The organism is Clostridium sp. MT-14, from assembly GCF_042436595.1.
Taxonomy (GTDB): Bacteria; Bacillota; Clostridia; order Clostridiales; family Clostridiaceae; genus Clostridium_B; species Clostridium_B aromativorans.
Map to the genome: position 1 here is coordinate 17,324 of NZ_JBHMIY010000012.1, position 12,527 is coordinate 29,850.

Genomic DNA, 12,527 nt, shown 5'->3' on the forward strand with positions numbered 1-12,527 from the left:
TAGCAGATAATATTCTTATGTAAAATTTAGTGTGAATGGAGATTATTTATGGGCAAATTCAGCTTTAAACATATATTTTTCATAGTGTCTGCCCTGTCAATATCCAGTTTGAAAACATATCCTCAAATTTTTATGAACATGTCCGGCAGAGACAGCTGGGTGGCTATTATAATAACTTGTATGATAATGTTGATTTATTTTGACTACCTGATAAATATATGTTTGAAAAACAATTGTTATAGTTTGCATGAAATATTTACTACTTCTTTTGGAAATTTATTTGGAAACCTGCTTTTAATCGTATTTGCATCGGCGGTTTTTTTATCTCTTATAGAGAGTGCCTCTGTAGAGGCAAATGTAGTACATACTAATTTTTTTATAGAAAGTCCTGTATGGTACATACTGCTATTTGTAGTAATACCGGGGTTCTATACCGTAAAAAGGGGTAGATATTCCGTAATGGCAGTTATCATGGTGTGTATAGCTATTTCCGTATTCAATGGAATAAACCTGGCTATTTTGACATCCAGATTTAAGGATTATGGTAGATTGTTCCCCATATTTGAACATGGAATAAATGCTGACTTTTTTTTATCCATTGTGAAATCGATAGGTATGTATTCTTCCATTGTTATAGCACTGCCCTATTTGAGTCAGCTGGATATTAAAAAGGGGCTTAGGACATATTCTTTTTTGGGTAATTTATTTGTAGCTCAGATGATAATTGTTGCTGTAGTGGGAGTACTTGCCACTTTCAATGTGGAGAGGGCAAATACCATTGTGTATCCTAAATTGGTCCAGACTCAGCTCATATCGTACTTTGGCTTTATAGCCAGCGGTGAATTCTATGTGATATTTCAGGTAATATCAGGCTGGTTTTCAAAATATGTAACTACATTTTTTGCCCTTGTATTGATATTTAGAGAATTTAAAATAAATAAAGTCGTAAATCCCAATATATTTTTGATTGTATTTACTGTTGTCATTTATGTGGTATCCTATATGACTTCAAAAAATTTACTTACACTTTTTAGTTTTCTGAATTTGTATGTATATGTGTGTGTAGCTGCACTGTTCCTACTGCCCCTAGTTGCTTTTACTGTGTTTAATTTAAAATCTTCGGGAAAATAATTTTCAATTCTATCCGAAAATTTTCATTAATTGTACATTATGAACTGTAAATTGTAAATTAAATGGAGGGTATGATAATGGGTAATATATTTAAAGGTATGGCTTCTTTGATTACATATAAACATAAAAAGGAAGTACAGGAATTTTATATACCTGAAATAAATGAAAACTCAGGAAATAAAGGCTATGATTATAATTCTTTAAATATAAAAAATGGCCTCAAGCAGAATAATGAAGACAAAATTTCATCGAATATTGATTCCAATGTAGAATTTATTCAGCAGGAATTTCACTATCCAGTCAACAAGGATATTATAGTGAGAAGAATTAGGATTGCAGGAAGATATAATGCATTTATAGCTTACTTGAATGGTGCCGTGGATAATAATATTGTAAATAATTTCATATTGAGGCCTCTTCTAAATTATAGAATTGAAAATGAGAGTGGGAATCAGGAAGATAAGGATTCGAATACAGATAAAAAACAAAAAGAGGTAAATTTCATTTTAAATAATGTAATTGAAATCAATTATATGAAAACTGTAAATAAACTTAAAGATGTCATATATCAGATAATTGTAGGTAATACAGTGCTGTATATAGATGGATGTGATTATTATGGCTCCTATGGCACGAAGGGGTTTGAAAAAAGAGAGGTAAATACGCCCCAGACGGAGGGATCTGTAAAGGGTTCTTATGAAGCTTTTACAGAAAATCTATCCACTAATGTAGCTCTTGTAAGAAAACTTATAAGAAATAAGGATCTGATTACAGAAAAGCTCAGGGTGGGGGACAGCAATAACAATGAATGTGCAATTATGTACATAGAGGGTATAGTAAACCCTGCAATAGTACAGGAAGTAAAGAGAAGAATAAGCAGCATAAAGACAGATTTTATATCTGGAACGGGAATGCTCGGAGAATATATTGGAGACAACACCTGGTCTCTGGTTCCCACAGTACTGTCTACGGAGAGAAGTGACAGAACATGCTATTATATTATGGAGGGAAGAGTGGCGCTGATTTCAAATGGCACCCCCTATGTTCTCATTCTGCCGATTACATTTTTCACATTGTTTCATACTTCGGAAGATTATATTTTAAAATGGCAGTATGGCTTTCTGCTGAGAGCTGTTAGAATATTTGGAATACTTGTATCACTGCTGCTTCCAGGGATGTATGTGGCACTGATAAACTATCATCAGGAGATGATCCCCTCTTCTCTTCTCATATCGATTGCCAGAACGAGAGAAGAAGTGCCCTTTCCCACTATTGTAGAAGTTATATTTATGGAGATTTCCTTTGAACTCATAAGAGAAGCCGGTATAAGGATACCGGGAATTTTGGGAAATACCATAGGTATAGTAGGTGCACTTATAATAGGTCAGGCAGCTGTGCAGGCAAGCATAATAAGCCCTATTTTAATCATAGTAATTTCCTTTACAGTACTTGGAAATTATTCCATACCTGATTTCAGCTTGACCTATGCTACCAGGATAATTAGATTGTCCTTTATCTTTTTTGGATATATACTGGGACTTTTGGGTGTATGCCTTGGAATAGTGGCTTATATAGCCATATTAGGCAATATAAAGTCCTTCGGAGTTCCTTTCCTCTCCAATTTTCCGCCTAAGACAAATAAAAGCAAGGATACTATTCTGAATTACCCTATCTGGAAGCAGGAATTCAGGCCCGATGAATTAAATACCATGGACTCAAAAAGACAGCCTGAGAATTCTAAAGGCTGGATGAATCAGGATGCCAATGTTGAAAAGAAGGATAAAAATATTTGAAGTAGGTGGAGATTTATGAATGAAGGTAACATAGGGCTGTTTCAAGCTGTATCCCTTGTAGTCTTGGCTATTATAAATAAAATATTTTATTCCAGTGCTGCTGCAATAGTTCAGAGAGTTGGAACTGCAGCCTGGTATTCAACCCTAGGCTCCTGCATCATAAGTCTGGTGTTTTTCTGTATTATATACATGCTTATGAAGAGATTTCCAGGAATGAATTTAATTCAGATATTTGATGAAGTTGTTGGCAAGTTTTTGGGGAAGATACTGGGAATGATACTCTGCGCATACTGTGTTTTTTATGCAGGATCTAATTTAAGGGAATTTGTTGATATGATAAAGATATACAACCTGCCACAGACTCCTCCCAGCTTTATAATGGGATGTATTCTACTGGTGTCAATGTTAATTACCTACTTTGGATTCAAAGGGCTTGGACAGTTGTGCGGCATTTGCCTTGTGCCCGTTATACTGGGCCTTGTCCTGGTGTTTTCCATGGCCTATCCAATATACAATTTTAATCATTTAAAGCCCTACCTTGGATATGGCATTATCAAAACTTTAAAGTCCGAATTTTTGAGAAGTTCTTCTTACAGCGAATTTATAATTTTATTTGTTGTGACAGACTCCCTCAGAGATTTAAAAGAAATAAAAAAAGCAGGTATTATAAGCATAATATTTTCTGGAATTGTATTCATGTTCTGCTTTATGTTCTACCTTGCCTCTTTCAACTATGCTTTTGGAGAAGAAAATATATCTGGTATTTTTGAACTCTCAAAGACAATTTATTTCAATAGATTTATTCAAAGAGTGGAGACAATATTTCTCATGACCTGGGTTATACCTTCCATGATAACTACAGCTATAGCATTTTATATATGTATAAGTATTTACTGTAAAATATACAATATAAAAGACCATAAACCCCTTTTGCTTCCCTTTGCCTTTCTGGTTTTTGTTGTGGCAATTATCCCCAAAAATATAATGGAGCTGATATCCATAAATTTAGCATTAATCCGTGAATACAGTATGTTTATAAATTATTTTATACCCACTGCTGTGCTTATCATAGCCATTCTATTAAAGAGAAAGGGTGGTAATTCAAATGTACAGAAAAATTAGTTTGCTTTTGATCTTCCTTATGCTTTTTACTGTACTTACAGGTTGCTATGATGCAGTGGAAATTGATGATGAAGTTTACCCTGTGATGCTGGGAGTGGATAAGGGAGCCAACAACAAATTTAGAATTACAATACAGTATTCTGTATATGGTGCAGCAAACAGAAATCAGGAAGGTACTCAACGTACGCAGTCCAATATAGCTGTTATAGAAGCTCCCAGTATTATAGAGTCCATGGAGATGTTTGGACAGGAAATATCCCGCAGAATCACATTGAAACATCTGAAAGTCATTGTATTTTCAGAAAAAATTGCAGTGGAGGGGATAGAAAAATATATTTTAGGAATACAGAGATACAGGGAGATGAGAAATACTGTGGCTATTACTGTGGTAAAAGGTGAAGCCCAAAATTTTGTCAGAGAAAATTTATCTATTATAGGAGAGAGCCTTCCCAAGATGGTTGAACTGTTTTTTTCCCAGCCTCTGCATAATTCCTATTCCGCTGAGGAACAATTTTTTGATTTTTACCAGAGTATTCTTTCATCGTATAAACAGCCTGTTGCATCCTATGGCGGTGTAAATGATTATAGCAATATAGGAGAAGGAGAGAATCAAAAAGATATTCCGCCTATTACAGGTAAAGGGTATCTACCCGGAGAAATTCCAAGAAAGGGATCAGCTAAGAGGGAGCTTTCAGGTACAGCTGTATTTAATGGGGATAAAATGGTAGGTTACCTGGATAGCTATGAAACCAGGTACTATCTTCTTGTAGAAGGTAAGTTTAGGGGTGCCACCATAACTATAAATGACAAGTACAAACCTAGTACTGTTATCGTGGCCTATATTAAATTGGCTAGAAAGCCTAAGGTAAAAGCACATTTCAGCGGTGGGAAGCCTGTAATCGATGTGAATTTGAAAGTGGAGGCAGATATAGTTTCCATTAACAATAAAACCCCCTATGAAAAATTATATATGATACAGGATTTAAATGCTCAGATAAAAGATTTTTTACTTAAGGGCATAAATAAAACCATTGAAAAAACCCAAAAAGAATATGAATCTGATATTTTCGGATTTGGGTACCATGTAGTGGACAATTTTAAAACCATTCAGGAGTGGGAGGATTACAACTGGCTGAGCCACTATAAGGATGCAGAGATCAATGTAAATTTAACTGTAAATGTAAGAAGAATGGGAGCGGGCTTTTATACGTCGGATATATGGGATTCTGGAGGAAGGGTGGAAAAATGAAATATATACTGTGTTTTTTGATATTGTGTTCTGGCTACTATACATTAAGTTATGGGATTTACATATGGGTAAGGGAAAACAATAGACTGGCGGCCTTTGGAGTATGGCTTCTGGCTCTGGTGTCTACTATAGTTCCCATTATAATGCTTATAATCAATGGATAATTTAGCTTATATTATTTATAATGTTATTATAGTATTAAATTGAAAAATTTTTAGCTCGGATATAAAAAGCCAATAGGAGGTAAAATATAATGAATTTCATACGGGTGTCATCGGCCTGCCCGCTGACGAATATAGGGGACATAGAGTTTAATTTGAAAAACATAGAGGATTGTATAGATAAAGCATCGGTGGAAAAATCAAAACTTGTGGTATTTCCTGAACTTTCCATAACTTCGTATACCTGTGCAGATCTCTTTGAGCAGCAGCTCCTTTTGAAAATGACGCTGGAAGCTTTGAAGGAGCTGTGTGATTATTCTAAAGGGAAAGATATTCTAATAGCAGTAGGAGCACCTATTGTATACAATAACTGCCTGTATAACTGTGCATGTATAGTATTTAAGGGAAATATTTTGGGGATTGTTCCTAAAAGCTATATCCCCAATTATGAGGAATTTTATGAAAAAAGATGGTTTACAGAGGGAATAGATGTCATAGACGAAAGCATTGATTTTTATTTTCAAAAGAATATACCCTTTGGTGTGAATTTAATATTTACCTGTGGAGATTTCAGGTTTGGTTTTGAAATATGCGAAGATCTCTGGGCAGTAATACCTCCAAGCAGTTATCTCTGTCTTATGGGGGCAAATATTTTGGGAAATTTATCTGCTTCAAATGAAGTTGTAAGCAAGTCTTCCTACAGGAGGAATCTCATATGTTCCCAAAGTGCCAGGGGTATGTGCTCTTACGTATATTCATCCTCGGGAGTATTTGAATCCTCTACGGATTTGGTTTTCAGCGGTGACTTGTGCATATCAGAAAATGGCGTTCTGCTGAACTCAAATAATAGATTTAAAAGAGAAAATGAGGTTATAACTGCAATCCTGGATGTAGACAAATTAAAAAGTCAGCGCCTGAAAAATGTGAGTTTTAGAGATAATGTAAAAAAATTTTCACACAAACCGGTAAACATAGAGTTTAGATTTGAAAATATGGATTATGGTGAGTTCAACAGAAGAGTTGAAAAACATCCTTTTGTACCTGACAATAAGAATGAAAGGGAGATAAGGTGCAGAGAAATATTCAACATACAGACTGCAGCTCTTGGAAAGAGAATAAGTCATACTAATTTGAAAAAAGCCGTGGTAGGTATATCTGGAGGTCTGGATTCTACACTGGCACTGCTGGTGACAGTCAAAACTTTTGATATCCTTCAAATTCCAAGAAAAAATGTAATAACTGTAACTATGCCGGGATTCGGGACTACTGATAGAACCTACAATAATGCGGTGAGCTTATGTAGAAATTTGGGTACGGAATTAAGGGAAATCAACATAGTAGATGCATGCACCCAGCATTTTAAGGATATTTCCCATGATAGGCGTATACATGATGTAACTTATGAAAATGTTCAGGCACGAGAGAGAACTCAAATTATAATGGATATAGCCAATAAAGAGGGAGGGCTTGTAATTGGCACGGGGGATCTATCAGAATTGGCTCTTGGATGGTGTACATATAACGGAGATCATATGTCCATGTATGGAGTAAACTGTTCTATACCTAAAACACTAGTGAGATACCTGGTAAGATATGTGGCAGACAGGGAAACTTCTCAAAACATATCGGATATTTTAATAGATGTACTAAGTACTCCAGTAAGCCCTGAACTTTTGCCCAAGGATAAAGAGGGACAAATATCCCAGAAGACAGAAGATATAGTAGGGCCTTACGAACTTCACGATTTCTTTTTATACTATTTTGTGAGATTGAATTATTCTCCGCAGAAGATACTGTTTTTAGCTAAACAGGCTTATAAAAATGATTACAGCAGTCAGGTTATTGAAAAATGGTTTGATGTATTTATAAAGAGGTTTTTTACCCAGCAGTTCAAGCGTTCTGCAATTCCCGACGGTCCTAAAGTGGGTACAGTTAGCTTGTCTCCACGAGGAGATTGGAGAATGCCTTCGGATGCAAGCTATAAATTGTGGGTGGACTCCATAATTAAGGACTAGAGAACTTTATACTTTGTTAATTGCATATAATGGTGTATCATTGTATTATAGAATGATAAAAGGAGGATTGTATGTTTAACCTTATTTTATGGATTGTAATTGGAGCAGCAGCATTGACAGTAGATATAGTGACCAGTGCATTTTTGTTTATATGGTTTACGATTGGAGCTATTGGGGCTATTATAGCACAAATATTGAATTATTCATTTTTAGTACAATTTATAGTCTTTGTGGTCGTAAGCACAGTACTTATGATAATATGCTATCCAATAGTGAAAAAAAATATAAAAAAATCTGTAAAACCTACACCGCTCAGAGAGAAAACCTATATTGGCAAAGATATTGTGGTAGATGAAGAAATGGTGAAAAATAATGGAGTAAAAGTTGATGGAGTTTACTGGAATATAAAAAACAGGGAATATGTACTTAAAAAAGGTGACAGAATAAAGATAGTGGGAATGGAAGGAAATAAGTTGATTATAAAAAAATTGTAAGTTTATTGTGGTTTAAAAATAAATATTATATGGATTGGAGATGTAATTATGATAGGTAAAATTCTTATTCTGGTTGTTCTCATAGCTATTTTAGCTGCTGTGATATCTTCTATTAAAATTGTAAATACGGGATATGTGACCATTATAGAAAGGTTTGGACAATTTCATAGAGTTCTGCAGCCTGGCTGGCATTTTATAATTCCATTTGCGGACTTTGTACGAAGGAAGGTTTCCACTAAACAGCAGATACTTGATATTGAGCCGCAGAGTGTCATAACCCAGGACAACGTAAAAATTTCCATAGATAATGTCATATTCTATAGAGTATTGAGTCCTAAAGATGCTATCTACAATATAGAAGATTACAGGGCAGGTATAATTTTTTCAACTATTACCAATATGAGAAATATTGTAGGCAATATGACTTTGGATGAGGTGCTCTCAGGAAGAGATAAGATAAACAGTGAACTTTTAAGGGTAGTGGATGATATTACGGATGCCTACGGAATAAAGATACTGTCTGTGGAGATTAAAAATATCATGCCTCCTGCTGAAATACAGCAGGCCATGGAAAAACAGATGAAGGCTGAAAGAGATAAAAGGGCTGTAATACTTCAGGCAGAAGGGCAAAAGCAAAGTGATATAGCCAGGGCAGAAGGAGAAAAACAGGCTAAGATACTGCAGGCTGAAGCTGAAAAAGAAGCAAATATAAGAAGGGCAGAGGGACTTAGACAATCTCAGATACTGGAAGCGGAAGGTAAGGCAAAGGCCATAGAATCCGTAGCAGCAGCAGATTCAAAAGCCATTGATCTTGTGAACAGGGCCATAATAGATTCAGGTACTGATGAGAGGGTAATAGCTTTGAAACAAGTAGAGGCCTTAAAGGAAATGGCTAAGAATCCAGCAAACAAGCTTATCCTTCCCAACGAAGCGGTGTCTTCTCTGGGAAATATGGCAGCAATAGCAGATATGCTTCAGAGAAAATAATTTAGACAATTCACGATATACAGTCTACAGTTCACAATTGATGAGGATTTTCGGCATATACTGGAAATCCTCTATGACATTTAAACTCAAGCCTTAAACTTTTGGAAAGCGGTGTAGCTTTATGAGCATTAGATTCATATATGGCAGGGCAGGCAGTGGAAAAAGCCACTACTGCTTGAGCAGTATAAAGAATAGGATATACGATGGAAGTGACAGGAAGCTTATAATTATAGTCCCCGAGCAGTTTTCCTTTCAGGCAGAAAAAAAATTAATAGAGGCAATTGGGGAAAGGGGTATGCTGAAAGCCCAGGTACTCAGTTTTAGAAGGATGGCGGAAAGGGTTCTTAGTGAAGTAGGAGGAGGGACTAGAAAAAATATAAATGATGCAGGCAGGAGTATACTTTTATATAAAATAATAGAGGAAAATAGAGACAGATTAAAAGTATTTGGCAAAGCTTCTAAAGAGAAGGGGTTCATAAATTTGATATCTGATTCCATAATTGAATTGAAAAGATACAAAATATCTCCTATGCTTTTAAAAGAAAGTGTAGATAAAGTGGAAAATGTGAATTTAGGAAACAAATTAGATGATATTGCCATAATTTTCTCTGAATTTGAGAATATACTCCATAAAAAATATCTGGATTTGGAAGATACCTTAAACATGCTCAGCGAAAAACTGGATGAATCCAAAATGTTTGACAATGCGGAAATATGGGTGGATGAATTTTTCAGCTTTACTCCCCAGGAATATGAGATCTTGAAAAAAATCATGCATAAGTCATATAGGATCAATATAACTCTATGTATGGAAGGAAGAGAAAAAAATCCTTCTGCCGAAAGCATGGATTTATTTTTGCCCACCAGGATTACAGAGAAAAAACTTTTACAGATTGCTAAAGATAACAATATAACCTATGATAGACCTATTGTTTTAAATTGCAGCCCCTGTCACAGGTTTAGAGAAAATCCTGAACTCCAGCATCTTCAAGATTATTTGTTTTCCTATCCCTATAGGATATACGATAGATCAGTTAAAGATATAGGTATATACAAAGCATTGAACCAATATACTGAAATAGAACATACCGCCAGAGATATTGTAAAGGCATGTAGAGATAAAGGCCTTAGATTTAGAGATATTGCAGTTGTAACTGGAGATTTAGATGGATATGAAAGTTTGATAAAAGCAGTGTTCAATGAATATGACATACCTTATTTTATAGATAAGAAGAGAGAAATTGTAAATAATCCTATTATAATTTTGATAGTTTCTGCTGTGGAAATATTGTCTAAAAACTGGTCCTATGAATCTGTATTTAGATATTTGAAAACAGGAATTTTGAATTTAGAATTTGATGAAATAGATATGCTGGAAAACTATGTCCTTGCAAATGGAATAAGAGGAAAAAGGTGGACTCAATCTGAACCCTGGGATTTTAGAATGAATTATGATGTTTCTGAAAAGGAGATATCTGAAGAGGAGGCAGAGTATTTAAATAGAATAAACTCCATAAGAGACAAGGTGAGAGAGCCCATACTCAAACTTTCAGCTGCTATAAAAGGTAAAAAAAAGGGAGTACAGATATGCCAGGGTCTTTATGATTTTCTCTGTGAATTGAAAATCCCTGAAAAAATAAAGGAACTTATAGAAGATTTTAAAGATAATTCCAAATTGGATAAAGCCAATGAGTACAGCCAGATATGGGATATAGTGGTGGATGTACTGGATCAAATAGTGGATTCCAGGGGAGATGAAGCTTTTGGAATGGAAGCTTTTAATGAGATGTTAATGAATAGCTTTTTACAGTATAGAATAGGAGTGATCCCGCCTTCGCTGGATCAGGTTTTAGTAAGCAGTGTAACCAGACTCAGGAGTCATGATATAAGGGCCCTTTATATTGTAGGGGTGAATGACGGCATTTTTCCCGCTGTTATACCTTCAGATGGAATTTTTACAGATGAAGACAGAGATCTGCTCAGGGAAAGGGGATTGGAATTGAAAGAAAATACCAGAAGCAGAGCTTTGGAGGAGCAGTTTCTAGTATACACTACACTGACTGCAGTGGATAAATATTTAAAATTGAGCTATTCCATGAGCGACGGAGAGGGGAAGACCAAAAGACCTTCTATTGTAATATCCATCATAAAAAAGCTTTTCCCAAAATTACAGGAAGAAAGTAATGTGATGGATGCTGCAGGAGATGAAGAGAGTATAGAAGCTGTAAATACACCTAAAGCTACTTTTAATGAGTTGATTTTGAATATAAGAAAAAATATAGGCCATAGTGATTCTATAAATCCTATTTGGATAGATGTGTACAGGTGGTATAGAAGAGATAATCGGTGGAATGAAAAATTAAAAGGCGTTTTAAATGGATTTTCCTATAATAATAAAGTGGAAATTATAGATACCGGTAAGGTGAGAAAACTTTATGGAGGGCATTTAACAGTGAGTGTTTCAAGGCTGGAAAAATATGCCCAGTGTCCATTTGCATATTTTGTACAATATGGACTCCAAGTTAAGGAAAGGAAAATGTATAATTTTAGTCCACCGGATCTTGGGAGTTTTATGCATGATATACTCCAAAAATTTTCTGTAGATTTAAAGGAGAAAAATCTGACATGGAAAGATATAGACGAAGAATGGTGCGAAGAAAATGTAAATTATATAGTAGATAAGGCCTTAAATGATAAACCCCGTTCTGTATTAAATAGCTCTAGAAGGTACAGACATCTTACGGATAGAATAAAAAGAATTCTTATAAGATCCCTGTGGCTTATAACACAGCATATGAAGAGGGGGGAATTTCAGCCCAAGGCATATGAACTATCCTTTGGATATAAAGGTGATTTTCCGCCTATTTCAATAAAACTTCATTCCGGTGAAGAAGTTAGTCTTGTGGGAAGAGCTGACAGAGTGGATACCATGGAAGAGGACAGCGTGACATATCTTAGAATAATAGATTATAAATCAGGTACTAAAGAGTTTAAGCTTTCCGATATATATTATGGCTTTCAAATGCAGCTTTTAATATATTTAGATGCCATACTTACAGAATTAGATGAAAGAGTTAATGTAGATGCCATTCCTGCAGGCATATTGTATTTTAAACTAGACGATCCTATAATAAGATCATCGAGTGATATATCAGAGGGTGAGATAGAAAAGAGAATAGTTAAGAGTTTGAGGATGAACGGACTGCTTCTGAGTGATCCGGATATTATCAAAAAGATGGATAAGGATATGGAAAGATCTTCAAATATTATACCTGCTTCTGTAAAAAAGGATGGCACTCTTTCAAAATCAAATTCGTCTCTGGCAACTGCTGAGCAATTTCAGCTTCTTAGAAAATATGTGAGGGGTACTATAGAAAAATTATGCGAGAAGATGCTGGAGGGAAATATAGAGATTACTCCATATAGGAACAAAAATAGAAGCGCCTGTAGTTACTGTATTTATTCGGCAATTTGTCAATTTGATATTTCTATAGAGGGTAATAGGTACAAAGTGATAAAGGATAAAAATGACGAAGAGATATGGAAGGACATTGAAAATGAAGTTCATAAATAGG

General features: G+C 35.1%; 9 protein-coding genes. All 9 read left to right on the top strand.

Annotated elements, in window-relative coordinates; genetic code table 11:
• Nucleotides 1-48 precede the first annotated feature (48 nt).
• Entirely contained in the window at nucleotides 49-1,131 is a 1,083-nt protein-coding gene (locus ACFHWD_RS10160) for an endospore germination permease (protein ID WP_150355940.1), read from the top strand.
• Nucleotides 1,132-1,208: 77 nt separating this feature from the next.
• The gene (locus ACFHWD_RS10165; RefSeq protein ID WP_229980955.1) at nucleotides 1,209-2,924 is read left to right on the top strand and encodes a spore germination protein; all 1,716 of its coding nucleotides are present in this window, start codon (nucleotides 1,209-1,211) and stop codon (nucleotides 2,922-2,924) included.
• Nucleotides 2,925-2,939: 15 nt separating this feature from the next.
• A complete protein-coding gene (locus ACFHWD_RS10170) occupies nucleotides 2,940-4,046 on the top strand; it encodes an endospore germination permease (protein ID WP_229980957.1) in 1,107 nt (368 codons plus the stop codon).
• Nucleotides 4,030-5,295 carry a Ger(x)C family spore germination protein gene (locus tag ACFHWD_RS10175; RefSeq protein ID WP_378061727.1) on the top strand — a complete coding sequence of 422 codons (1,266 nt, stop codon included), beginning with the start codon at nucleotides 4,030-4,032 and terminating at the stop codon, nucleotides 5,293-5,295. Before ACFHWD_RS10170 ends, ACFHWD_RS10175 begins: the two co-directional genes overlap by 17 nt.
• Complete coding sequence (locus ACFHWD_RS10180; protein ID WP_229980961.1) at nucleotides 5,292-5,459, top strand: hypothetical protein; 168 nt, start codon at nucleotides 5,292-5,294, stop codon at nucleotides 5,457-5,459. Before ACFHWD_RS10175 ends, ACFHWD_RS10180 begins: the two co-directional genes overlap by 4 nt.
• 89 nt (nucleotides 5,460-5,548) lie before the next feature.
• Entirely contained in the window at nucleotides 5,549-7,471 is a 1,923-nt protein-coding gene (locus ACFHWD_RS10185; protein ID WP_378061730.1) for an NAD(+) synthase, read from the top strand.
• 71 nt (nucleotides 7,472-7,542) lie between these two features.
• Nucleotides 7,543-7,965, top strand: coding sequence for an NfeD family protein (locus tag ACFHWD_RS10190; protein WP_150355935.1), 423 nt, complete (start codon nucleotides 7,543-7,545; stop codon nucleotides 7,963-7,965).
• 48 nt (nucleotides 7,966-8,013) lie between these two features.
• A complete protein-coding gene (locus ACFHWD_RS10195; protein WP_150355934.1) occupies nucleotides 8,014-8,952 on the top strand; it encodes an SPFH domain-containing protein in 939 nt (312 codons plus the stop codon).
• Nucleotides 8,953-9,073: 121 nt separating this feature from the next.
• Nucleotides 9,074-12,526, top strand: a complete 3,453-nt coding sequence (gene addB, locus ACFHWD_RS10200; RefSeq protein ID WP_229980965.1) for a helicase-exonuclease AddAB subunit AddB — start codon at nucleotides 9,074-9,076, stop codon at nucleotides 12,524-12,526.
• Nucleotide 12,527: the final 1 nt, after the last annotated feature.

Coding starts and splice junctions, on each gene's coding strand:
- ACFHWD_RS10160 (WP_150355940.1), top strand. CDS start 49: ATGGGCAAATTCAGCTTTAAACATATATTTTTCATAGTGTCTGCCCTG.
- ACFHWD_RS10165 (WP_229980955.1), top strand. CDS start 1,209: ATGGGTAATATATTTAAAGGTATGGCTTCTTTGATTACATATAAACAT.
- ACFHWD_RS10170 (WP_229980957.1), top strand. CDS start 2,940: ATGAATGAAGGTAACATAGGGCTGTTTCAAGCTGTATCCCTTGTAGTC.
- ACFHWD_RS10175 (WP_378061727.1), top strand. CDS start 4,030: ATGTACAGAAAAATTAGTTTGCTTTTGATCTTCCTTATGCTTTTTACT.
- ACFHWD_RS10180 (WP_229980961.1), top strand. CDS start 5,292: ATGAAATATATACTGTGTTTTTTGATATTGTGTTCTGGCTACTATACA.
- ACFHWD_RS10185 (WP_378061730.1), top strand. CDS start 5,549: ATGAATTTCATACGGGTGTCATCGGCCTGCCCGCTGACGAATATAGGG.
- ACFHWD_RS10190 (WP_150355935.1), top strand. CDS start 7,543: ATGTTTAACCTTATTTTATGGATTGTAATTGGAGCAGCAGCATTGACA.
- ACFHWD_RS10195 (WP_150355934.1), top strand. CDS start 8,014: ATGATAGGTAAAATTCTTATTCTGGTTGTTCTCATAGCTATTTTAGCT.
- addB (WP_229980965.1), top strand. CDS start 9,074: ATGAGCATTAGATTCATATATGGCAGGGCAGGCAGTGGAAAAAGCCAC.